The 25,653-nt window shown below is 33.4% G+C and carries 22 protein-coding genes and 1 pseudogene; 6 read left to right on the forward strand and 17 right to left on the reverse strand.

The window, feature by feature from the left end; all coding sequences use genetic code 11:
- Window positions 1–10: 10 nt before the first annotated feature.
- Both F1Z66_RS06205 and F1Z66_RS06210 read right to left on the reverse strand, forming a co-directional pair.
- Window positions 11–403, reverse strand: coding sequence for a response regulator (locus F1Z66_RS06205; protein ID WP_149862736.1), 393 nt, complete (start codon window positions 401–403; stop codon window positions 11–13).
- 203 nt (window positions 404–606) lie between these two features.
- Window positions 607–1,401 (reverse strand): class I SAM-dependent methyltransferase, encoded by a 795-nt coding sequence (locus F1Z66_RS06210; protein WP_159357518.1) that lies wholly within the window; start codon window positions 1,399–1,401, stop codon window positions 607–609.
- Window positions 1,402–1,798: 397 nt separating this feature from the next.
- On the opposite strand from F1Z66_RS06210, the gene F1Z66_RS06215 reads away from it, so the two are divergent.
- On the forward strand, window positions 1,799–2,209 hold the full coding sequence (locus F1Z66_RS06215; protein ID WP_149862738.1) for an ATP cone domain-containing protein: 411 nt from the start codon (window positions 1,799–1,801) through the stop codon (window positions 2,207–2,209).
- Between the two features lie 609 nt (window positions 2,210–2,818).
- A complete protein-coding gene (locus F1Z66_RS06220) occupies window positions 2,819–3,154 on the forward strand; it encodes an RPA12/RPB9/RPC11 RNA polymerase family protein (protein WP_149862739.1) in 336 nt (111 codons plus the stop codon).
- Between the two features lie 63 nt (window positions 3,155–3,217).
- On the opposite strand, the gene F1Z66_RS06225 is transcribed toward F1Z66_RS06220, so the two are convergent.
- From F1Z66_RS06225 to F1Z66_RS06265, 9 genes and pseudogenes are all read right to left on the reverse strand, one after another.
- Window positions 3,218–3,466: a hypothetical protein gene (locus F1Z66_RS06225; RefSeq protein ID WP_149862740.1), complete on the reverse strand. Its 249-nt coding sequence runs from the start codon at window positions 3,464–3,466 to the stop codon at window positions 3,218–3,220.
- 63 nt (window positions 3,467–3,529) lie between these two features.
- Window positions 3,530–3,784 (reverse strand): esterase/lipase family protein, encoded by a 255-nt coding sequence (locus F1Z66_RS06230; protein WP_149862741.1) that lies wholly within the window; start codon window positions 3,782–3,784, stop codon window positions 3,530–3,532.
- A gap of 360 nt (window positions 3,785–4,144) precedes the next feature.
- Window positions 4,145–4,435, reverse strand: coding sequence for a hypothetical protein (locus F1Z66_RS06235; protein WP_149862742.1), 291 nt, complete (start codon window positions 4,433–4,435; stop codon window positions 4,145–4,147).
- 66 nt (window positions 4,436–4,501) lie between these two features.
- Window positions 4,502–4,807, reverse strand: a complete 306-nt coding sequence (locus tag F1Z66_RS06240) for a hypothetical protein (protein ID WP_149862743.1) — start codon at window positions 4,805–4,807, stop codon at window positions 4,502–4,504.
- Window positions 4,808–4,840: 33 nt separating this feature from the next.
- Window positions 4,841–5,278, reverse strand: a pseudogene (locus F1Z66_RS06245) (hypothetical protein); the annotation flags it as partial.
- A 542-nt stretch (window positions 5,279–5,820) separates the two neighbouring features.
- Entirely contained in the window at window positions 5,821–6,669 is an 849-nt protein-coding gene (locus tag F1Z66_RS06250) for an SDR family oxidoreductase (RefSeq protein WP_149862745.1), read from the reverse strand.
- A 521-nt stretch (window positions 6,670–7,190) separates the two neighbouring features.
- Complete coding sequence (locus F1Z66_RS06255; RefSeq protein WP_149862746.1) at window positions 7,191–9,428, reverse strand: hypothetical protein; 2,238 nt, start codon at window positions 9,426–9,428, stop codon at window positions 7,191–7,193.
- Window positions 9,429–9,829: 401 nt separating this feature from the next.
- Window positions 9,830–10,474 carry a hypothetical protein gene (locus F1Z66_RS06260; protein WP_159357519.1) on the reverse strand — a complete coding sequence of 215 codons (645 nt, stop codon included), beginning with the start codon at window positions 10,472–10,474 and terminating at the stop codon, window positions 9,830–9,832.
- Between the two features lie 160 nt (window positions 10,475–10,634).
- A complete protein-coding gene (locus tag F1Z66_RS06265; RefSeq protein WP_149862748.1) occupies window positions 10,635–11,354 on the reverse strand; it encodes a DUF6294 family protein in 720 nt (239 codons plus the stop codon).
- A 287-nt stretch (window positions 11,355–11,641) separates the two neighbouring features.
- Here F1Z66_RS06265 and F1Z66_RS06270 point away from each other — a divergent pair, with 287 nt between their 5' ends.
- The gene (locus F1Z66_RS06270; RefSeq protein WP_159357520.1) at window positions 11,642–11,887 is read left to right on the forward strand and encodes a hypothetical protein; all 246 of its coding nucleotides are present in this window, start codon (window positions 11,642–11,644) and stop codon (window positions 11,885–11,887) included.
- Between the two features lie 60 nt (window positions 11,888–11,947).
- Window positions 11,948–13,009, forward strand: a complete 1,062-nt coding sequence (locus tag F1Z66_RS06275; RefSeq protein ID WP_149862750.1) for a hypothetical protein — start codon at window positions 11,948–11,950, stop codon at window positions 13,007–13,009.
- A 317-nt stretch (window positions 13,010–13,326) separates the two neighbouring features.
- Here F1Z66_RS06275 and F1Z66_RS06280 read toward each other — a convergent pair whose 3' ends face one another.
- The gene (locus F1Z66_RS06280; RefSeq protein WP_149862751.1) at window positions 13,327–14,103 is read right to left on the reverse strand and encodes an MBL fold metallo-hydrolase; all 777 of its coding nucleotides are present in this window, start codon (window positions 14,101–14,103) and stop codon (window positions 13,327–13,329) included.
- 366 nt (window positions 14,104–14,469) lie between these two features.
- Here F1Z66_RS06280 and F1Z66_RS06285 point away from each other — a divergent pair, with 366 nt between their 5' ends.
- A complete protein-coding gene (locus F1Z66_RS06285) occupies window positions 14,470–16,161 on the forward strand; it encodes a PKD domain-containing protein (RefSeq protein ID WP_149862752.1) in 1,692 nt (563 codons plus the stop codon).
- A gap of 955 nt (window positions 16,162–17,116) precedes the next feature.
- Here the strand turns inward: F1Z66_RS06285 and F1Z66_RS06290 are convergent.
- The 5 genes from F1Z66_RS06290 to F1Z66_RS06310 form a co-directional block, all read right to left on the reverse strand.
- Complete coding sequence (locus F1Z66_RS06290; RefSeq protein WP_149862753.1) at window positions 17,117–18,097, reverse strand: hypothetical protein; 981 nt, start codon at window positions 18,095–18,097, stop codon at window positions 17,117–17,119.
- A 567-nt stretch (window positions 18,098–18,664) separates the two neighbouring features.
- Window positions 18,665–19,012 carry a hypothetical protein gene (locus tag F1Z66_RS06295; RefSeq protein WP_159357522.1) on the reverse strand — a complete coding sequence of 116 codons (348 nt, stop codon included), beginning with the start codon at window positions 19,010–19,012 and terminating at the stop codon, window positions 18,665–18,667.
- 122 nt (window positions 19,013–19,134) lie between these two features.
- The gene (locus F1Z66_RS06300) at window positions 19,135–21,030 is read right to left on the reverse strand and encodes a hypothetical protein (protein WP_149862755.1); all 1,896 of its coding nucleotides are present in this window, start codon (window positions 21,028–21,030) and stop codon (window positions 19,135–19,137) included.
- 418 nt (window positions 21,031–21,448) lie between these two features.
- Entirely contained in the window at window positions 21,449–21,637 is a 189-nt protein-coding gene (locus F1Z66_RS06305) for a hypothetical protein (RefSeq protein ID WP_195907492.1), read from the reverse strand.
- 905 nt (window positions 21,638–22,542) lie between these two features.
- Window positions 22,543–23,103: a hypothetical protein gene (locus F1Z66_RS06310; RefSeq protein WP_149862757.1), complete on the reverse strand. Its 561-nt coding sequence runs from the start codon at window positions 23,101–23,103 to the stop codon at window positions 22,543–22,545.
- 732 nt (window positions 23,104–23,835) lie between these two features.
- Here F1Z66_RS06310 and F1Z66_RS06315 point away from each other — a divergent pair.
- On the forward strand, window positions 23,836–24,306 hold the full coding sequence (locus F1Z66_RS06315; protein WP_149862758.1) for a carboxypeptidase-like regulatory domain-containing protein: 471 nt from the start codon (window positions 23,836–23,838) through the stop codon (window positions 24,304–24,306).
- Window positions 24,307–25,653 lie beyond the last annotated feature (1,347 nt).

The following is a 25,653-nucleotide window of genomic DNA, read 5'->3' on the forward strand; positions in this document are numbered from 1 at the left end:
AACCTTTAGATTAATTTTTTAATACAGACGCAAGCTTTGATAATTTAAAAGGCATAGTAAGAATATCGCCTTCCCTTATTCTCGCAGTTTCCAAGCACCCTTTTGGTAAGTTTTCTTTTGGTGTTGTTGTTACCAATACTAACTTTTGGTTAGGCTTTTCTGAGCGTATTTTTTTTGCAACTTCGAGACCAGAAGGGGAAGATAAATGAGTATCAAGCACTATAGCATCATACGGATGCTCATTCTCTTTGTTATTGAGAAACTGCTCTATCGCTTCGTGTCCATTACTGACCGTTTCTGCCTTAATACCAAAGGAAGATAAATATTCTCTAAATAGTACAAGTAACTCACTATTAGATTCGGCTATTAAAATTTGCGTTTGCTCTGATTCTTTGTTATCCATTGTGCACCTCCAAGTCGCTTATGTTGGATGAAATCAGGATTCTACACCACTTAGGTTAAAATAGGTTTAACATCCGTTATATACCTGTAATTTTTCCTTATTTGATAATAGTTAAATCGTAGTCTTCATAGTTACATCCTACTTTCAATTAATAAATTAATGGTAACAAAAATATGGAGCCTTAGATTATGGAGACAGAAACGCTATTTCATTGCTATTGTTACAAGATATCCCATTCTCAACTCATTATCTGAAATATACTTATTCAAAGTATTAACATAGTCTTCTCTAAATGACTCTATATTGTCTTCGTCATTTTCATTTTTCAAAGCCTCAATAACTTGAATCATAAAACCTGCTTTAGTAATGGTATCTTGCCAATAGTGATTCGGACTTAGGATTGGAATATTGATAGTATCTCTTTCAAAGTAAATTTCTTTGATTCCTGGCAGGAGTTGTTTTATTTTATCAGGAATTCCCCAATTATAAGGAGAAAACGCTTCTGAAGGCGGAAATGGATTATACTTTGACACAACTTCAGAGAGTTTTCCAACAGCCAATTCTGGAGGCCAACTTGTAAAACCTAGGCGCCCCCCTTTCTTTAAAACTCTCACCATTTCCTTACCTGCCATCTCTTGATTGGGCGCAAAAATGTGACCAAAGGTTGATAAGACAACATCAAAAGATTCATCTTCAAATGGCAAGTCTTCTGCGTTACCTTCCTTCCAGTCTATTCCTCTCACTCCAGATATCTTTTCATCGTCTTTTGCCCATGCTAACATCTTGGGAGTAATATCGATACCAGTTACTTTTGCTCCACTCATCCGAGCGGTTATAGCAGTATTGCCATATCCACATGCCACATCTAATACCGAATCAGCTGTTTGCAAACTTACAAGTTTTGTTAAACGCGCTGATACAGGAGGAAAAAATTGACCCCTACTTCTATAGTCACCTAAGCTCCATATTTCTTTGACCGCATCTTTGGAAGTATTCAATATCATTTACATCAAATACCAAAATAAAAATTAAAGTCTAGGGGTTATAGATTTTTATAAAGTCAATGTTACTAATTAGTAACTAACTTGATTTACCCTATGTCTGTTATTTAACAAGTGATTTCTTGTTTTATTTAAGTTTTCAATTTTCTCTTCCAGATTTTTCTTCATATTCTTTAGTCGATTAATATCCTTTACAAATTCTAAAGCAACTATTAAATCATTTTGGGACACTGGATTTGATAGAATAAACCTAATCATCCTCTTTATAATTGGAAAATTATATTGATGAAATTCAAAAAGTAAAACCAAGATGTGGTTCTTTTTATCTATCCATATATTTCGAGTCCTAATTTGATTATACTGTGGTTTTATACTTAAATAAACATGATAATATATGGTTCAACAGTCAAACTTTTTTCTGTCCAATTTAAGCGTTGAAAAGAAAAGTGGAAGGCGAGAAAACTTTAGCACTGAAAAACTTTTAACAGGATTAAGCAGAGCTGGAACTCCATTTTTGTTGGCGAAAGATATTTCTGAATCAATCGCCAGGAAACTTGAAGAAAACCCACCAATTGATAACTTTGTTTATTCTAGCAAACTTAGAGAGTATATTGCTGAAGAACTTAGACAAAGAAATCACAATGCTATTGCAGAATCTTATTCTGGATATAGTAAAAACCAAATAACTGATTTAAAAGAAGAACAAATAAAAAGAAATGATAAATTTGATTCTAAAGTTTCACAGTCTGTAAATACCCATTCAAAACAGAATGTCAAGGACAAGGATTATCCACCTGTAAATTGATAACTTTTTACTATTTTTTATGATGGACAAACTGATTGAGTTCAATCCGAATTGCAGATAGATGTATAATAAATATAGTAATAGGATGGTCTTGGATACTATGATCGGAAGTTAAATAGTATGTTAACCAATTATTTTTGCTTTTATGGAATAAAACTATAATTTCGCAAGAAAATATAGCCTTATTCAATAAAAGCATTTTTAGAATTTTTGATCATCTCAACGGAAGAGATGCAACTCTATTTTAGAAACTATTAGCGCAAATTAAATTGAATGGTATCGGTTGTTTCAGCTTCAAATCGGCAAAATTATAATTTATATTATAAAGGCGGTTATCTACAAATTTATTGTTTTTTTACGTGTGTACACAGTATACCACAAATTATTAAGTCTGTATACTTATCAACCTCTATTTTACTATTATCAGTAAACTTGATGTCAATTAACCGTTTTCCTTCTTCCTGAAGAAATTCATAGATACTTTTGCAAGGTCAGATAAATATCGACTATCACGATTATTTGCTTTTATCTCATCCCAGGCTGTACGCCTTGAACATTCAATGCAAGTGTATGAACTATTAAAACAATCTTGAATAATAAAAATAATACATGATATTGTCAGGCAAAGACCCTTCAATTATTAACAATGAAGCCGATATTAATACAAAAGAAAAGGAAAATGTAAAAGATAACGAAAATTATCAAAAATATCAAGAATCAACACAAGACGATTCACCATGGGCGTCTGACCGCGATATCCGTATTGCTGAATCTGATAAACTACCTAATCCTAATCCAATCACGGACACCGACGGCTGTCCAGAGTGTGGTAATATTAAAGCCTATTGGTGGATAGTACAAACAGATTCTGGAGATGAACCAAGTACTCAGTTCTTTCGCTGCACAAAGTGTAACCATACATGGAGAACTCCAAAATCATCATGATATTTTATCGATGCATTCAAAAGTCATCGTAGACTAACTTACTGTGCAGTTTTGTGCTGTAAACTAAGTAAATAAATGATTCTTATTGAAGTTATGAAAAAGAATTAAGATAAGTATATCAACCATCGGTGCTAATATCCTTTTTGACATGTTAAATTCTAGATTACCTAGTAAATCGGTATGACAATGGTTTGTTTTTCTAAGGTTGATATGTTTATCTATCTTCTCGCAGCTCCAAGCAGGTACGATGTCGTCATTTGGTAAATCTTCATCATTATTCAAATAGTTAAAAGATGTATTTTCGTATCCCAAATTTCTGCAATCTAATGCCGGTATCCAGTTACCAAAAATGGTATAGTGTTCAGTATTTGGGTTTTACATAATTCCAACTAAATCTGACGTAGTTTCTAAGTCAAACAGAGCAGGTGTACAGTAATAGGAGTTTGGAGGAGAATATTTTAACCATGGATTCAAATTTAATGTATCTTCTGCCAACGGTCCTCCACCAGTAGGAGTACCTATCATTATAAAATTTTTGACATCGTGATTGCTCGTATTTGAAAGATACAACTTTGTATCTAGACCGCCTTTACTGTGTGCAACTATATTTACTTGCTCGATTGAGGACATTGATGAAACATAGATTCGGAAAACAGGACGATATTAAATTGTCGCCATTACTAGTTGACAAAGGGATAACTATTGTCTCTCAAATACAGATTCTTCTATAGAGTAATATATTCTACTTATTTTGATAGTAGACATGGCCATATAATAAAAAAATTAGAAGGCAATAAGAAGAAATAGAAGATAATCTTTTGCTTGGTAAGCATCAAATTTACCATTTATAGCAGTATGAAGGAAAAAACTATAATTCATAAATTAGGATGGTATTAAGGTAAAAAAAGTTGTGTAAATTAGTAATTCATCGGATCTAATATGAGTTATTGAAAAAAGCGTGTCGGTACTATTTAATAACTGGTATAAAACTCAGTCAATAATCCTATTCTCTTTAATTCTTTTTTCCTCTTCTGCCATTCCCTCATCGGTAATTGTAAACTCATTGCTATCGGTTATTTTTACTAAATTAGAGTTATTCCATAATTTACCTAAATCTAGTTTCAGATACGATTGATCCATTGACGATACGATATCTTCTATTTCTTGAAATGATACCTTATCTTGTTTCTCTCTTTTCTGCATATATAAATGTGCTAGAATAATACTGCGAACCTTACGCTCAGATTCTTCATCAGATTCAAAACTTGAAGTTCCACTCATATATCTAATAATACCATGTTGTATAAATCCCTAATACAAACAAACTTCATCTTTTGTGAACTAAATTCAAAGACAAAAGTAAAAAGTAGGATGAGATTTTTGAGATGATTTGTCTACAACTAAATCTGGTACTGTGTCAAGTAGAAATCTATTTCTTTCAGGATTAATCTCAAAATAATATAAGTTTCCGTTATTGTTATTGCCTACAAACACATTATTGTAATAGGATTCATCCAAACTAGTAGAGTTGAGAAATTCTATGTCAGTGAGGGCCGGTGAATCTAGCCATGTTAGAATTGGATTAGCATAATGAGAAGCCTCAAAGTTAACTAAATCATCTTCATTATTACCAGAAGATGAAATAGGATCCATTATTGTTTGCCAACCACTATTAAATCCATCTTATCATATTGATTTCGTCATTTTAAGCGGTACCATTTGATGTATCCCAAAGAACATTAGAGAAAGGATCGAAAGTAATACCACAGGAATTTCTAATACCATATGCGAAATACTTGCTTGATGATCAGTAAGATCGGTCGAGAATAGATTATGAAGTGCTGGTGTTCCATCAAGCGGATTTATTCTAAATAACACACCTGTATCATCAAGAGAGGGGCCATCAGAAAAGTTTTGTAGCATACCATCATGATTCAGATCTTCTATAACTTCATAAAGATAATTATCAGGTCCAATTGTCAATTTTCCACCATCATGAGTGGGACCGGGCCTTGCTGGGGCATCTAAGATTAGAGTTGGATTTTCCAATGTCTGGCCATTCCAAGTGTATTTGTATATTCTATTTTTTAATTCGCCTTCACCTTCATCTCTTGCAGATTCCGCATAATAAAGAAAATATCTCTTCCGTTATCAGCGGGATCAGAGTCGCCACCAAAGCTCATATTCTTCTCTATTGCAATACCAAGTAAACTTCAATCACTTTGGGTATCTACAGGAATTTCCACAATAGGTTAAGATTGTAATTGGCCATTTGAAACTAACCTTATTAGATCATCTTTTCCTAAAACCTTTATATTGTTACTACTTATATATATCATACTGGTAGGAGGATTTAGACCATCAACTAATGATTCAAAATTTAAACTTGGATTATCAACGCACTGTGATAAGGCAATGGGTAAATAATGATAAAGAAGTAATCCAGTTGTTAGAACTAAAATGAAATATAATCTGAAAATTTTATAAAATATTGATTATTCTAAATTATTATATGATCAAGATTATATCATCATACAGGAAAAAATAAATTTCACCAAACTCAAAATATCTCTCAGTTATCTTACAAAATTCGTATATTTAATTGATTTTCATTGCTATCTATTTTTGCAACTTGTTCATGCCGATGTATGAAACAATATTTTGCGTCAATATTTTAAGTTAAACTGTTCTTTGATAAAATTTTCAAATTCCCTATCAGGCAGGGTTTTGTTTTTTTCCATAATCATTTTTGCATCTTCTCCAACCACATATCTAAATTCAGGAGTATCGGTAGTGACCGCTTCAACAATAACATTAGCAACTTCTGAAGGAGAAATAACATTTTCTGACATCTTAGAGAACGTTTCTGAAACTGTATCTACAACATTTCGATAAGGTGAGATGGAGTTTTCTGATTTATTTGCCATTTTGATATTGTTCCAAAAGTTTGAACCTACTGCACCAGGTTCTATAAGTATTATCTTGATATTAAATAAACCTAATTCATAACGTATGCATTCGGAAAGTCCTTCTAGGGCAAATTTTGTACCATGATAAATGGGATCTAGGGGAATGGCTATCCTGCCACCCATAGACGTTATATTTACTATTTTTCCATTCTTTTGGTTTCTCATTATTGGTATAACTGATTGCATAGTTTTTATTGCTCCAAAAAAGTTTGTTTCAAATTGAGTTTTGATTTCCTCAGTTGAGGTTTCCTCAAGCGGCCCGGCTAATGCATAGCCTGCGTTATTTATCAATACGTCAATTCTCTTATTTTTATCATATACTTGACCAATAGCTTCTTTAATTGATTTATCATCAGTAACATCCAGACGTAAAACGTCCAAGGGTAAATTTTCATTGCTGGCTATTTCCATTATCTTACCGGATTTATCCAAGTTTCGCATTGTAGCGTAAGTGTGAAACCCGTTCCTTGCTAATGCCAGAGAAGTCTCAAATCCTATCCCAGTGGAACTTCCTGTAACAACAGCGATCTGTGAGGCTTTGCTCATGATTAACTTCTATTATTATGTTTATTTATAAGGCTATATCAAATAGCATCAAATTTTGAACATTATCTAATAGATATTTTTCTATATATTATTCGTTCAAATTTTCTTTAAATTCTGTTAATATGGGCTTACTGAATTATGGTCGTTGTTCTAGATTTTTTGTTGTTGTAAATACTCTCAACGAGAGAATGAGCCCGCATTTCAAATACCTGCCGGAGTTTTCGGTATCGAAGGCCAAATAGTCTCTTTATCGATCAAAGTATAAACCCGCAAATGCAAGAAACGGGTTCAAATCCCATCCCCTCCATACCAAAGATTATTGCAGAGGCAGGATTATCGTGTAAATCTTTTAAGATTGAAACCACGATTATACGGTATGGTTTCGAGTCCCAAACTTCGTCTGGTCAAATTATTTAGGTGATCTTCATAATGATACGATCACAATCATAAATAAATTTAGTCGATTCTTATAATGTTCTAACTTCCTCTTTACATATTAGACTACCGCTCAGTAAATGTAACTATCTATTGTAATCAATTGTTGTAAATTTTGATGTTACTATCGATTTACCATCTTCATAACCAATTATCAAAGTACATTCATGATCACCTGTTCCAGGAGCAGCAACCCAAGTTTCAAGAGGATCATTAGTGAGACCTTCGCCTCCATCTCCGACTTGCCTTCCATCTATTTGCCATATATGGAAATTAATTGTCTTTAGGTTAGGAGTAGTTGCAGTGTTTATAATGGCGTATAATCTCATTGGTCTTCCAGAAATCAATTTTTGTGAATCGTTAGGATTCAAAATGCTTATTATCGGTGGATGCTTTGGGATGACAGTCTGAGTATCTTTATAACTTGTCAAAAATCCGTCGTGCACTAAAAGTCGGAAAACCAAATCTCCTACGGGTATCTCATTAATATTAAATTGATGTTCGTTCTTCTCTAATTCAACAGCAAGACTGTTCCATGATCTACCTTTATCCTTAGAAAACTGCAATGAAAATTTTATGCCATATGGAGATGAAAATTCCCCTTCCCACTTTGCAAGTCCTTTATCCCTACTGACCTCAACTGAAAAGGATCCGATTTTTGGAGGGCTTTTAGTAGCTGAACGAGTCCATATTTCGTTGACAATTTGTCCACCATCATTGCCTGTTAGTGTATCAACTATGTTCAGTGAATTACCTGATTCGACATCTGGCATTATTACTTGAAATGCGAATGGTCCTTCACTGTTTTTCGAGTTCTTTTCTTTTTCACAATCACATTCGTGACCAAAGGTCTCTAAACGCATTAATGGACCTTTAGATAGGATCTCTTCTTTACTGCCCAACAATCTAGCTTCAAAACTAGTTTCCACAGCCCCGGTTATTTTTGGAAGTGTAAAGATTCGCATAATACTTTGTATTTCTATTTGACCATTTTTATTGTAGATTCCAATAATAGAGATTATGTTTTGAGGTTTTATTTTAATATCTCCAGGATTAGGTTCTTCCGAAGACGGATCTTGAAAATACTCCGGCCAAACAAATGGATCAGGCAAACCCGGGATAGGAGATACAGATAGTTCGAGTTGTTCCCTACCGAAGTTTTTATTATCCGTTAATTTCTTCTGATGATATAGCGAAATCCATTCTTGAGGGAAACAATATCCCATGTAGTCTTTTGCGCTCGGTAAATGAATATTACCGTTATTAATATCCAATCCATACTCACCTAGAGAAGCATTAGGGGTATCTTTAACATCATAAGGCTCGTATGCAGGATAGTTGGTATCTCCAGGAACATTACATGGAGCATGTTGAAGGCCAGCCGCATGCCCAATTTCATGAGCCATCGTAACTTGATCACGATTAAGTCCTATACTAACACCATTTAATGCACAACCACCGACATTTTGAATTGGAGTCCCGATTGGTAAGAGACCAAAATAAATCACATCGGTACGATTTCCATCATTAGTTTTTACCTGAGCAACAGCAGCAGTTAGGTTAATCCATTCGGTTGAACATCCCCCTGGTGCGGTCGCAATCCCAGTTAAGGGAGTACTCCAGTCCATCGTTCCTGCACTTGAGAAGCTACCTTGAGATTGAACGGGATTTGCTGTCAATGTCCAAGCGGCGGTGGTTTGCAAATCTTCAGTAGTTGGAGCATCCAGATTCATGGTAGTTGGAGGAGGACCAGAATTAGGATCTATCCCAGAATAACTAATCATTATTCCTCTTAGTCGCAATGTCTGTCGAAGCATGACAAAAAAAAGTGGACTAGAATATGTGGCGTCTGGATTATTTTTATTTCCCCCGTCCACCTGCCATATATTCGCTCTAAGTCTAAGATTATATGACAAGTATCTTTGTGGGATAATGAAATTTAGAGTAGAAGAGATATCTGATCTCACCGTGGCATAGTCAAAAACTGAGGATACAGAAATTGTTTCCGATGGTAATGGTCCCATTACATCATCAACTCTTTTCCAGATTGGCGGAATTTGCGAGTTTCTCTCTACAATGAGCTCTCCTGTAACAGTTATTCCCCCAGATCCAGAAAAATCACTAACATACACTCTTACCCATGCCGGTTTGCTAGCGACTAGCATGACAGAATTATCATTTTTTTGATCTGAAGGATCAGTCAGATGCATATCAGACTTGTAGTATTGTATACCTTGAGTTATTTCTATTCCATCAATTTTTGGACCCGGAATTGTCGGATTAGTTGGGTTTGGTGGACCAGATTCACCAGGAGCATTGCTCATGAAGACCGCTCACAAAGGTTATTTATTAATATTTTCACTTTTTCGCAATATTCACAACTATCATAAATAAGAGGAGAAGAGAAATATAGATTGTTGATTATTGCATATATGACAATCATTAATACCTTATAACTTCATACATATTGTGAAGTCATCATAAAACACTTTACCACTCCGATCTACTTGACCTGCGTCCGTAAACTCATCGCTAATCTTACCTTGATGATAATATATAATTTAGATTTTTATTAAGAACTATATTTGTCGTTTGTCCTTTTTATTTCTCTTCAGTAATAATACATCGTTGAACCTTAAGGACAATATCAACACTACCGATGATGTATGAGATTGATTGATCTCTCTAAACAGCATCAAAGAGATTAGTATCACTCCAATTCCTGTTACTTATGCGGAATAGGAAACATTTGTATAAAGCCGCCACCTGAACCGGTTGAAGTGCCTGGAAGCACTCCCATACACTGAGGATCTTCAAAATCGATTCTTGTCCATTCTGATCCACCAAAGAAATCACCTAGTGAATTGTACTTTGTTAATTTAGTGCCAGTAGGATCTACAACTAGGCCAATATATCCAGATGCTTTGGTTTGTCCCATAGGAACATCAGACCATTGACCCCAGATTGGTTGAGGATTTTTGGTCTCATTCTTAAATCCATGCATTACGTTGGTGAACCCTTCTCCAACTTTAAAAGTATTAGACCCAAGCCACCATATCTCAGCACCTATTTCTCTTATGTAATAAATCCCACCATCGTTTCCTTGCCATCTTCCTGTAAGATCATCAAAACAAGAAGACTGTTGTGGTGGATTTTGCCCAGTAACAAATTGGAAATTTGGTATCTGATACTTCTCACTCAGAGCATATACACTTTTTGAATAATGATATCCAGAAGAGTACAAAAGACTAATAGCGAACATGATAAAAGCAAAGGTTGAAAAACTAATAAGTATAAAGTCATTCTTTAGTCTATCTTTCATGTGAACCATTGAGCTTGCAAATATATAGGCTTTTGTGGTTGTTAACAATTATCATTTCGCTTATCTGTATAACTGGATTAACACTGATTGTCAAAAACTTTCTATTTAACAAGATCGAACTTGACTTTTTGTTCCGTTTCTACCTTAAATATTAGTAATTAAACTAGACGATGACTGCAAATTTAATGTAATTAGTAGATTTAGATTTCTAACAACTACTAATTAATGAGACATGAGCTATCTTATCAAAGGATTCAAACGGAAATTGAATGTTTTCGTAATTCCACCATCTAATTTTATCTTCTTCCAATTTAGATCCATAGGCAAATGGTAATGGTCCTTGTGTCAAGGTGGGACTGAAGAATTTAGGAATTGTGAATACTGGATTTCCATTGATATCAGTTATTGTTATTTTACTAACTACCCATGAATCATCATCTGACTCACTAGTTATATCTGCATGCCAATTTCCTCTACCATTTGAAAAAAGGTTCAGATACGCTGCAGTCAAATGACAGTCACCCATATTCAAATTACCCCAAGAAAAGCTCTTCTTCAATATGTCTTTTGGTTTTAGCCATTCACTTCCACCGAATCCGCCTGTTGCAGATGTTCTGGTTAAAATATCGTTGTTCGCATCCTGATTACATTGTAAGGTTAAGTCCCCATTAGCTCTATTAACTCCTAAGGGTACATCTGCCCAACTTCCTTGAATGTTATCGCCTGTTCGTTGGCCGTCAAAAACATTGGAAAACCCTAGACCTTTCTCAAAACTACTTCCTCCAGCCCACCATATTTTCTCTATATCTTGTCCAAGGTAATTTTTCTCTTTATTTTGTTGAATGTAATAGGTTCCACCATCATTTCCTTGCCATACGCCTGACAAATCTGTAGCGCACAGTGCATTAACATTTTGCACGTCTCCCATAGAGAATGTCAAAAGACATACAATCACCAAGGCAACTACGAATGTAATCAAAAAAGGGAAAAAGTGTGATTTAAAGTACAATGCTAGATGGATTATCTGAAAATATATAAGGTTTTTCTGAGTATAGATAATTCTTCACCATTGCTAATCCATTTTTTTGATTAACCAAAAATTGAATCTTATTCGGTTTCTTTGGTTTAACAAATTCTATCGTAAAGTAGATTTTCTGTTATTATGCCAAGGCATGAGTCTCACCTCCGGCGCTTCAAACGTGGGTTCTGGCTATATTGTTATATATTAAAAGAGCAAAATTTTATTTGTTGAATCCTTCCGGTAACACCAATCAATCATGTGAGAATCCAACAGAATCACTAGTTGATCTGGAAAGAAAAATAGATTCAATTACAAAGACTCTTTCCCGACCTTATTATAATAAAATACTTAAAGACCTTCTGAAAGCCAACCCGATTAATGCAAAAACAATTGTTGACTACATAATCGCCCAACAAACCGAGATATGCAAACTGAATTAGGATGTCATCAAATGCAGAACAAACCATACTCTGTCTATTTATAGTATCGAGGATTTGATCATGAACCTACCAATAACGGAATTCTCAATTATATGGTTTTCACATATTGAAAATATATATGATGCAGAATTAAAATTGTCTCAGAAAAAATCTTTTCATTGGACAGAAGACTCTCAAATGTGGGACTGGGATAATTGCAGGATAACATGGGTAAAAAGATCAGAAAAGGAATTGAGAGTAGTAGTAAGAAGCTCTAAGATGGTTTATAGCGAGTCTAGAAAAAAAGAGGTCAAAATAAAATACATGTATGGCTTTGATGTAACTGTCGATAATATAGAGTATCCTCAAGTGGAAAAATACAGGGAGCCCATAGAGAACAAGGAAAAGAAGTATGGTCAGTTAAGAGAACGCTGGGTAATTAAAATGAGCAAGGATTATTATATTTGGCAGTGGTCGCTAAATGAAAACGGCCAGTCCATAGAAAATAGCGAAGTTTTTAAAATTTACAAAGCAATAATGAAATCGATAGAAAAGACAGCATTACCTACTAAAAAGAATATTTTTCTGGTAGAAAACGTACCGAACGATAATAGAATCATACCTGTGATTTACCAGCCAGCAATCGATTCTTGGAAAAATTTTGTAAGAGAAGTACACTGTCATAAAGTTAGCGAAAATGAATATGAGGTCACTTTACTATTTGAGAATGAACATTTACGAAAACATGGTAAGTTAGACATACTCTACAGATTATTTAGATTTTTCAGATACGGAAGAGTCACCGATATTGAAAGTTTTAAAATATTTGTAGATAAAGAAAAGCCAACTAGTCTTCAATTCAAGGGAATTTTCAGCTGTGAATTCACTGTTGAGTACGACAACATACATGGAGATAAACCCCATTGTGGAAAGACCCCCATACACGATATAAAATATTACTTTAATGAAGATATGCATCCAATTATTTTCATCAATACAGCAAACCATGCAATGTCTGTTCATGACACGAATCACAAACTATGGAAATGGGAATACATACCGTGGGAAAAAGATAGTGCGGTTATTTATGATAAAAAGCCACGAAGTCAAATAGATAAGTTCTCGTGGCCAAAAAATGATTGAATATAGGAGATACTACTGGTATTGACATGCTAGTATGTGCAGGGCCAATTGAGAAGCGTCACTATAGACTACAATTGAATCATAACTTTATCAACCATCAATATATAAGTTCCGTAAATAAGAAGCAGGCTAAAGTCCTCATCGTCTCGTTTAGATGAAAATCTTTATTTGATGACTCCACGATTATACGGTATGGTTTCGTCCCAAACTTTGTCTGATTGAGATTCAAGTAGTTATTTTGTTGTCAACTGATTCTATCAAAGGCATATTTGGGGAATAAATCATATCTACCAGTAACAGCAGTATGAACCAATTCATTATTTTATTGTCGAGTTCTTTTGTGCAATGGCTACAGCCACTGCTTTTTCTATCATCTGATGAGCATTCTCAAGTATGGGAGTTGACTGATGCGCTAACAAGAGTTTTTCAAACTTGAGATTTAAAAGTCTCCTTGCCGATATAATGGAGGTTTCCCAATCCTTTGTTACTGCAGGTGGAGGAATAAATGGTCCCACAATATTTAAAATAGAATTAAAAAGAATATCTCCACCTATGACAATCCGATGTTCTCTATCATAAAGGGAAATGTGGCCCGGAGTATGTCCTGGAGTATGAATAACTTGCAAAGTATGTCCGATAGTATCACCGTCTTTTAATAACCTATCAATTACAATTGGTCCAACAATTATTTTTCCAAACTTTTTTGATATATTTTCAATGTTAGTCCCCATTACCTTCAAAACATGTTCAAAGGCATCCTTATCTGGGGGACCGTTGTACTGTAGCTCATGTGACAAGTATATAGCGTCTATCCAATGTGAATAGACTTTGGCACCTGTCTTTCTCCTTATTTCATTGGCGGCCTCCACATGGTCAGGATGTAGATGTGTTAGAACAATTCGATTAATATCCTTAATATCAATATCTGATTTTGACAAATAAGATTCGAACGCTGGAATGCTACAAGTAAAACATGTATCAATAAGTGTATAATCTCTTGGATTCTCTTCAATTAGATATGACACCATCCCTACAGTTGGTATTGGATGATCCAATCCATCTATGGAATGTATCTGTGAAGTAATTTGTACCATAGGATATTATAATTCATTCATACTCATAAGGATTTTGTTATTTATTACCAATATATTACAATTGCGTTTAAATATCTACAGAAATAATATCTGTTGCGGTTGAACATGTATTATTTAATTTCCTATACCTGACATGTAAACAAATCTTATCTCTCCACAGTAAAGATTATTTCCGCTGAGATTATAGTGCAAATCTTTTAAGTGTGGACTCGCGATTATACGGTATGGTTTCGAATCCCACTCCCTAGCCTTTTGTTACAATTTCCTTCAATGAGGTTGACACCTTTGTTTGAGTTAAATCAAGATTTTGTAAATAAACAACAATATGCATATATACAATATGTTATTTTACTAATATGAAAAGCATTGGCAGAATCACACAATAACAGACGAAAAAAGATTTCAAAGCAGAATGGTATCACATTAGGAATAGCCACAGCCATAATTATTCCACTTACGCTTGCACTTATTAATAATCTTGACACCATTAAAGATATATGGCCCGATCCACCCACAATCACGCTTAAGGCGTTCATCGGTAAACAATGGTCTCAGGTCAATGAAGGTTCATCTATTCACTTAAATGGAATGGGCAGTCAGAGTACATCAGGGATAGTTGAGTATACGTGGAGATATGTAAGCGGTGTCCCCCCTGACGATGAACATATTAAATACGGGGAAGAAGTTGATTTTCAATCTCCACATGTTGACAGAGATGAAACCACAACATTTCAATTAAAAATAACCGATAGTGCCAAGAATTCGGACTCAACTACTGAGACAATAAAAATTAGAAACTTACCAGAGCCTCCTAGTCCTAAAATCTCTATTGTAAATGAAATTAACAAAGTGGAACTAAATAACTGGACTAACCAGGAGTTAGTTGTAAAAAGTGGAGATATTTTAAGATTTGATGGAAGCAAAAGTTATCTCCCATATCAAGACGAATATCAATACGAATGGAAATTCTATATGGGTCCGCAGGAATTAATAGAATCGAATGGTGCTGAGGATAGTAGCCAATTGTTCCTGATAAGGACTATGCCGGATGTAAATACAGATACAAGGGTTGTTGTTGGTTTTTATATTAAGGACTCAAATGGGAAAATTCTAGGATATAATTCAGTATTTTTTATAGTGAAAAAAGATATTCAGGTTAATATTGTGTCCTCTCCTCAAAATAACGGTCATTTTCAACTATTGGACTATAGTCCTTACGACCTTACATCAGAATATAACAAAGTATCGGCTATGTCTATGGATAACCTTCAATCAGACTTCAAATCTGATATTTATCCCATTAAAGTTAACGGCGAAAATTGGAAAATGAGTAACGATAACTTCAAAGATAATAGAACAGTTTTGAATGACGGGGAATTCAAAAAGAACCCGGATGGAAGTTGGAAAATTACATCATCGTCTAAGGACGATAGGCGTGGAATGCATTACTATATCTACACGAATGATTATGCAAACGAACGTTCACAAGTTCAAGAAAGAGACCAAACAGAATTTGCTAAACGTGGATATATATTTAACATCAATGATTGGAAAAATATTGAAATTACCGCGTATATGAAGATAAATGAAATTACAGGAATGAATCCAAAGGTAGAAATCGATGTAAGAGGTGATAAACACACGGCTGGAAATGAATGTGTAGGTACTTCATACAATACGAACTTATCTGTGGACGGAAATTTGCAACTAAGCAAAGAACAATATCATCCGCATAAGGTTACATCTGAATCTACCAATATTGGAAATATAAAAGGTGAATGGATCGGGTTAAAGACGATAGTTTATAATCAAAATCAAGAAGGTAAGGAAACTGTAAAAATAGAACACTACGTTGATAGAAGCAACCGAAATGGAATATGGATAAAAATGGATGAAAAAGTTGATGACGGAAATTGGGGCACCCTAGGTGACCACTGTAATGGCAAACCGGACCAGATATTAACGTGGGGCGGTCCTGTAGTCGGTGTTGAATTTAAGGGTATTGATGACGCAGATATTGAAAACTTTAGGATAAATGAAATTCAACTAGTAACTTAATCAAATTCTTTAGCAGTAGGCTATGACTTTCCTAATTAAGGAGTGCTTTACTAAAGCATTGCTAAACCCACCTTTCATAAATATGGCTAAATAAATACAAACAAAATTAACTAAGCAGTAAAAAAATTTTATTACCACAGAAAGATCGACAACATGCTCCAATCTGATCAGTTCGACTAAATTGTTTTCTCATAGAAAGGTCTTAATCAATGGAACAAAGACATATTAATAATATATCTTTTCATCTCATATTCAACTAATTAATAGCGAACTCAAATCATTTATAAAACATATGTAATGAAATAGATATCATATTTAATTCTCAGTATAACCTAAAAGATTTTAATCCTATCCTATCATTGAATTGATCATCGTATTGAAGTTAGTTAATTAGGAGTCAATTTAAATACAAAATTTTTGATTGTTCTTTAATAGTATCATTATGGCAATCTTTAACAGCAATTTGTCAAATTTTATAAGATAAAAAGCATTCTGACTGAAGATATTCAACGAAGTGTGTTTGAGTATATCTATGGGAGTAACAAATGAGTCAATTTATCTTACATTATTTAGTGTTTTGAAGATAAGGCAGGATTGCGAGCAGATAGTAATTTGAAGCATTGGTTTATAAACAGAGTGGAGAATTTGTTATTAGTCACGATTGAACAACTTTTTTGATACAATTTCATCAGGCTCAAACATTTTAGCGAGCAAACTAAAATAGAAAAGCCAAAATCTATAATCAATAATTCCAATTTAAATGATGTCTCCGACTATCGAGTATGAAATTGAAACTTTCCTGATATTAATTATAGATGATAGAAAAAACCAAGTTAAAAATCTATTATACTTGAATCCGCGATTATGCGGTATGGATTCGAATTCCATAGATGTGGATCTCGCTCTCTAAACGTATTGGGGAATTTACAGTATTGTTGTGCCTGCTATATTTAGATTAGAAAATTTTTTGCTTTGTATTCCATAATGGGATTATATTTCCACATTTATTGCAGGAAAATTCTTCCGATTTAGGATATAATAAAGCATTTTTATCTGATTCAACTATTGCATCCTGTGTAACTTCGATCTGGTATGCTTTGTGACACTTGATGCAATTAAGTAGTAATAAGAAAAACCCTTTTTCCAAATCCATTTCTTCCTTGATTTCCATTATACTTGTAATTATATCACTAGTCACTTTTTCTGTATCCATATGTTCTATAGAAAGTGCTGGGGTTATCAAATCAATATTTTTTCTCAGAACTTTATCAGCAACTATTCTTTCCTTTGTGCCATACAATTCTCCAAGCGAAATATTATACAAGAATTTTTCATTCAATTGAGAATAAACATATTTTCGTAATTGATCATCCTTCGAAAGTAGTATTGCAGAAGATAGTAATCCTTTATAGATCAGAAATGCAGAATAACCTAACATGGTTATAGATATTAAACCATATGGCGGATAGGCATGTTGTTCAATAGTCGCTTGATCAGATACAAAATATAAGAACATCCCAATTCCAGTTATTAATAAGTATTTACTCAGTTCCTTGTGATTAACACTTTTGGAAAACACCCAGAAAGTAACAAAGAATAATACAGCACCTATAGTTGAGTTGATTGAAGTAAGACTAAAAAACAAAACAGGATCAATTAAGTTACCAATTTCCGATACACTTAAATAATATCCAAACGGTGTCGGGATGAATAAGACTATGGACATGATAATAATAGTATAGTATTTTCTTAATCCTATTACTTCCCTATACTTGTTAACAAGCAAAATTGTGCCTAACCATAGGCCGATATAAGAAACCATTGCAAATGCCCAATACAGATCTCGGAAAATAAAGGTCAAGATAGAATTTTCGGTCATATCTGGAAACACTACGGTTGTGCTTGCTGTAATAATCTCGTCACTATAAGACGTCACCGAAAAGATTCCGAATTCAAAGTTTAACTTAGTAAAAGATAAAAACAGAAATGAAATTAAAAATATAAGCAAAATCTTGTTTGGGCTATTTTTATACCAATTTAGGAATTTATTAGCCAAAGTAATAAATATTATACTAGCCATGGTAAAGGAAATTCCTACAGCAATTTTTAGTAAAACAAATGGATAACTATGATAACCCATCATATTGAATACAACTGTCAAGATTATAGCGATTAGTAAATATTGAAAACCTACCGAGATAACATACAACAGTCGATTCGTCTTGTTTTCTTTTTTGTTATTTAATTTAGTATAGTAAAGGAACAGATTTTGAAATATGAGAAAAAGTGTGATAAGGGAGACATAAAATAAATTTGCAGTCTCGGATGAGAGAAAAAATGTTAAGAAAGAATATGTCTCATCGTATTGGAAGTCGGAAATATTTCCAACAATGATATCAGTTAATTCGATAGCAATTAATACAAATAGGCATACAACAGCAATCCTTAAAGGAGTTAAACTTTCCTTATGGGTTCTTAAAGATTGCAAAATTTAAAAAAATGGTTATCTGGGACGTCCGCCTGCTTGAACACATTCATCTGAACTATTACAGAACGCTGAACTTGTCCCTGGTACTTCTGACGAAAAGCAACTATACAGGGTTTCCCCTGTTTCATTCTGATTTACTTCAATACAATTGTTGTCTGGATCAAGTTCGTTCGTAGTCAGTTTAGTTATATTTATCAAAAGATATTTTTCATCACCATCTGAGGTATAACTAATATTCATAATGTTTGAGGATGTATTTTTATCGAACTCCATATTTAATAAGCCAGGTATCTCGATCTCCGATATCTTAGGTTGAGTAAAGTTTGAACTTGCTGATGCTGTAGTACCATAAGTCGTATTCATTACTAATCCAGAGGATAAGATAAAAGAAAATGCTAATACAATTGATATTTTTTGAATGCTTTGCATATGTTTGGTATATATTAGAAATATTAAAAACTTTCGTTTTAAAATAGAATGATGAGCTATTTTTTTATCTGAATGTAATAAGGTTGAACAAACTCACTTGTATTTCCGCCCTCCACCACAACTGCTGTTCCGTACCATGAATCGCCAACTGATTGCAAAGTTATAAAATCTCCCCAAGCCAGTATATCTTTATCTTCCACATCAGTTCGAGGTATATCGGTACTTTTCTTTATAACTTGAATGTCCCATGGCATATTTGTGGATATATTTTTGCTTGTTCCAAAAATAATAGATGGCTTTAATACATCTTCTCCGTAATATGCTAACAAGCCTATTTCACCATTTGAGTTAACGCTTACAGCCGGATACAGAAAAGGCGTACCGTTATTATAAATATATGGTCTTCCAATTTTTTTCAAAGTATCGTTTTCAATTTTAAAGGTTACACCATCGATATAAGGAAATTGAAATTTATCACCATAGACATTTCGTTCTTTAGAATCAGCATTCCAAAAGAATCCCAACTGATTGTCGTGTTTCCAACCAGTAAGGATCCGGCTATCAGTTCTGAGACACCAGTTAGTCTCAAATCCCTCCTTTTGAGGATCGCAGACTGTGTTATTTTTGGTAAGGACAGAAAATGTTGGTATTGCTCTATTGTAGATTTGTATGTCACCAATAGAAGTGGAATTTTCATCCCATTGATAAATTCTCATGAAATTATTTGTCAAAAAAGTAGCCCAGTAAAGGGAGTCATCCACATTATAAATAGGGGTAAAGTTGAATTTTTTCTTACTTAAATAATAATCGTAAGAAAATTTACATTCTTTCAAATCAACTGTATTAATAGACCGGGGGTCACATTTACTCAACTGATCCAGAGGGATCCTAATTACAATTTGGTGGATATTGTCAGTTTTTTTCTGTACAACAGAAGTAAAAAGATACAAGTATTTATTACCAGCTACCAAATGAGGGAAATCAAAAACAAAACTGGTCCTAGATGGCCAAATATCTTGTTGATCAAAATAATACATTATCCAATATAGCCCATCCTTTGACACTCCCAATCTATTTACGTTATTATTCTGCGTTTCATTTTCAGTGCCCTGAGCATACCAGACGAATATATCATGATCTTTGTCATAGATAATGCGGTTATCACAACAAATGTCGATATCAGGATCATTTCGCATATCCAACAATGACCAAGTGTCACCATTATCAAGGGATCTTGCTAAATAATAATTATTTATAAAAATCAACGTATTGTTCTTTTTTGCAATGCTTGGTTCAGCAACTAGTGATTTATAAGTACTATTTAGAGAAGAAAATTCTATTTTGTCTGCACTGATATCATAAGAATTTTCTTTTAAAGGATTGGGGATTTCTGTCATATTAACAGGAGTGCCATCCGATGAATTTACAATTGGAATAGAACCTTCATTTGTAAGAACAATGGGTATTGTTGTATTCTGGTACATACTAGTATTTGTCACACCTTCTAGAAAACTAGCAGAGTTTGAATCAGAATTATTCAATAAAGTAGCATTAATCAAAACAAATTTTTTATAGCAGGCCTTACAATCCAGAAAAGAGGTCACATTTGCTAACAAAGTTTTTGACTTGTCCAATACGGTGCCATTAGGGATAACAATCTCATCGGTTGGAAGAGAATAATTAGTATCTACTACCGGGATGGGTCTTGAAACATATGATTCTTCTATAGATTCGTCGATTAATGTTCCGTTGTAAGTATTCGATAGCGTATCGTTGAAGTACATCACTTTTTTTGGAATAATCTCATTATTATGACGGGTGGGTACTGGTTCGCCGTATTCATCCAGAAGAATTACTGGCTGGGCGTTAACAAAAATGACAGTTGTAACAGAAATTAATAACGTTAAACTAAGTATTGGAATCAAATGAAAAATAATGTGTTTATATTTCAATACTTAATAGACTTATAGGGTATTTATAAATTTTTTATGTGGTGATGTAAATTTTGCCGATCCAGAAACGAATAGTATTAGATCTCCCTTGTTAAACCCCATATGAAGTCTACTATTTCATTTACCTTTGATATTGGAGTGCCGTCAAACTCAACTTCTTTCCACCCGGTTAATTAATACATATGGGATCCAATTCCTTTGCCTTCAATAGTATCGAAAAATTCTTTTAATTCGATGAATTGAAACATGTAATCGTTATTATTTTCAGAATAGACAATCTCACTTATCGCAACTCGACCTCCATCTTTTTACAATTTTTATTATATCTTGAAAAAAGTGTATATGATCCCTCTTTGTTTCCATCAATATTGTATTTAGCAGTGGAAATGTCTTCAATTACTTCTACGGATTCAACGAACTAGGATTTTGACACATATTCAATAGATTTTTCCTTAACATGATTGATAATGGATTCCATACATCCAATATTGTTAATATTAGATTTTGAAATGCTATAAGTGCAACCTGTTGGGGTATATTTCTCAACACCATCTGATCTTATTTCTAACGCTGTGAAACTAAGAGTTTGAGTAATTAATGGGTTCATAGTCCAAAATTTGGCATATTCAATTCTATAACCGAATCGCTTACTGGTTTGTCTACTCCAAGTGGAGAAATAATTGAAATACATCTTCACTCTTAATTGAAAGTATTCTATGTATATTTGGTCTAACTAAGTAATAGAAGAATAATATGCAAATTCTTGTCAATACACAAGGATACAGAAAACAATTTCAAACCTCAACCTTGCAATTAATAAGAAGTTAAAAAGGATGAATTGACTTATATCGGAGAATTCACGATTATACGGTATGGTTTCGAGTCCCACCTCCGGCGCTTAACTTGTGGATTCAATCAATATTCTTATATATTCTGACGAATAACCTTTTAGCATTTTATTTTAGATCTTAATGAAAAGGAAAATGAAATTGCAATAGAAAAAGGTAACAATATAAACCCAATATTAGTATGATAACCAGATCACTAGAGAGGTTATTATATTTGAATGAATATTTTGATGGCTATGTCATCGATTAAAAAGATGAAGCCATGACTACCTTATATGTGAACAAATCCCATTCCATCTCCTCCATTATTATTAATCGATAAGAAAAATTAGTATCTATTATTCATCTCAAAATTGTTTCACAAAACTCTGGCCTTGTTATATAGTTCGATATTGGGGATAACTTTGACTACTCTTTATAATTATTGCAAATTAGATAATAGTATGTTACTAACAAAAGTAAAATAATTATATATAGTCAAATCAGATTCTTTCACCTTATTTGGTAAGAATGAATATGATGTCATATGTAATTATTCTAGAAAGACCTTTGTTTATTTCATGAATTATGATATTCTTTTCGACTCCATGACTGTACGGTATGGAGTAATTTCCGCTGATTATACAGGATTTTAAGTCAGGTATGTGAGACGAGATCTGTTGTGTTACGGATAAGGCACGCCGACCATGTTTACGGTTGCACCTGGTGCTGTTATTACTGTTACAAATACTGTAACTCTGGCTCCAAAAGCATTTGAGATAGAAAGAGTTTCTCCAGCATCAGCACCAATACATCCCAAGTCCATACCGGTTTGCTCAGGGACATCAAGAACCAATCCATCCATCGGATGTCCTTCTGATCCTCTGCCCTGAAACTGACTTGCAGGTGTTATTATTTGAACACCGCCATGAAATACTTCAACATTTCTAGCCCATATGCAAGTCTGAAAATCCGAGCTACTGGATATATCAACACTTTGTTCCCAATCTCCAAGCCCAAAATAGCCACGAGCTATATTGTCCCCAAGAGGTAGAAAATATCTATATACCGAGGATGATGATATCAAATTATTCGTCTCATTGTTATTTAGGATCGTTTCGTTTGCTGCAGATGTATTATCATGAGGTTCGTTGGTGGTTCCTAACAACTGTAGCAAATTTGATTGATCTCCTACTTTTGTCGAATTATCTGTTGCTAAAGCCATGGAACTTGTTAAATTTGTCATACTTAGAAAAGAAATTAATAAAATGCAAATTATTGTCATTGACTTAAACATAATCACGGGTATAATGCTGTTCTATATAACCTTTTAAGATAAAATCATCCTAGTTAATTTTGCGAGAATATTCCAAAATTAATTTTCTCTAAATCATAGTAAAGAAAAGAAAGAAATGTACTTATACAAAGATAGTTCTCAACCTTCTTTTTATGTCTTATAAAGATTTTATGAGCCTGTTATATCATGAGTTAGTAAGTTCGTTCTACATGTGCCTAGGGAGAATGTTTTATGATTTAGTATCGATTTTTCGTTCTATCTTTTTTCATTTACTTCTCCACCATTTTAATTGACAAATTGAGTGAATGCATTGTTTAGCGATATAACATAGAAAGATTTATTGTGTTTTAATGACTGGGCTTTGGTCCTATAACTGGCGGTTAAATTGAAGGACTAATGTTGTCTTATCTATCATAGTATAATGATGTGAATGCAAGAAAGGGATTCAAATCTCATATGACCAAATTTATTAATAAACAAACAAAAATTGTATCTAATATTATCATAATAGAACGAATACATTTGATAATATTTTTGTCGTGGTGTGAGAATTCTTATATAAAATTTAATATAAAAATGTCAAAACGTAGAATTATTTTAAAAAAATAAAAGGACTGTAAGTATTTTTTCTGCATAACATAAAACCTTAAGTAATATTAAATCTTAGATATTGTGATTAATATGCAATTAATTACAATAAATCACAAAGACTATGGATTTGAATATCAAAGGCAATCATCTATTCTAAGCAATGACAATTCACATAGAAGAACAATTGGCATAGTGATAGCACTATCTTCCTTATTGTTAGTGATAACCTGTGTGACAGGAAGTATTTCACTACCCAATATTAGTTTGGGATCTATTTTTGATCCCTTACCAGTTTATAAGAACGGTGCTGGAGCCATCAATGGATATATAGTTGCAGCAGCTGGTGAATCTACTCTCGGAACAATTATGGTTGCAGCAGCTCAAAGTGATCACTTTACGACAGTAAGTACCGCATTAGGACCAGATGGAAAATATATTTTTGAAGATTTGAAACCTGGAAAATATATAATAATTGCTTTCCTCCCGGATGGCAACTTTAGAGTTATGAACAATATACAAGTTCACCCTAATACAGTGCAGACATTAACCTTCAAAATCTAATTTTTTTCTGATAAGATATTAATCAAAGTTAAAATCCATTAACAAGATATGATTCAGAATCCACATTAAAGGTCTGATAACTTCCTGAAGCCCATCATGCCTGATCCCAATCAATTCAAAAATACAATTATATTTTTTTATACTCTGGTATCACCTTACGACTGCTTGATATGTAAACAAGTTTCATCCTCTCCACAGTAAAGATTGTTGGCAAAAGTAGAGATTACGGTAAAAATTCTTTTAAGTATGATTCCAAGATTATATGATATGGTTTTAAATAACAAACTTCCTATGGTATGAGTAAATAAAATATAAGGTATAATTTCACTTTCGATTCATCTGCTATTTACTAACTTTGGAGATTTATCAAGTTTTGGATATTTTGTCGTTGAACAAAATATCAACTAACACTTGTCAATTGTTTTATGCTCTCCGGATAGAGTGATTGAGAACAATTATTAATTACTCTTTACAATTTGTTTCCGATAATGACGATTATCAAGATACTAAACTACTATCTTGGTCTGTAGATTATCTTTAATATATATAATCATCGGAATACATTTGACCATTTCCGTATGGCCCCCTATATTGTTTCTGGAATTCTCTTGTACCTGGCAGTTAATGTAATTACTTGAGCCTAATATTCCTTCAAACGATGGCGGGGATGGTAGAGGATTAGATGGAATAACTGTTATTGTTACACTATCAGGTTCGCTTCTTATTTATAATTCGTTGGTAACAATTAGTTAAGAGATTATAATACTTTGTACGTGTATATTAGGTGCAGTGAATATTGGATTTACCGAAGTTGAATTGCTTAGAGAAACAGCAAATCCACTTGTCTGTGTCCATTGACATGTTAGTGTACCATCTGAAGAATCAGAACTAGTAAGTTCATCTAACGTTACGGTGGCATCAGACTCTACAGCTTGTTTAGGATCTGCATTTGATTTAAGAGATGGTTCATCTTCTAGAACACATACATATATATCTGGCCTAATCCAAAATCGATGATTGTTATTACGTATATTTCCTCATTGCTTGAGTTGTACTCCAAGCTACTTGATGAAGCAGTTACCTCTATAAGGATAGCAACAATATGTTCATACTTTTTCTAAATTGAAGAAAAGATAGCATTGGATCAGAAATGAAAAAATCAATATTGCGAAAAGTATTCCACTACAATTCATTCAACCTCATTATTGTAACATCACGATATAATAATGAGATACCATAATTCAGATTTTTATGAAAAGTATAATATACTATTAAAAATTCCAACTTAGTTACTAAAAAAGGGATGACATTATATTTATAGGATTAGACAAGTAAACAATTTACATA

The sequence above is a fragment of the Candidatus Nitrosocosmicus agrestis genome (assembly GCF_008389435.1).
GTDB lineage: Archaea > Thermoproteota > Nitrososphaeria > Nitrososphaerales > Nitrososphaeraceae > Nitrosocosmicus > Nitrosocosmicus agrestis.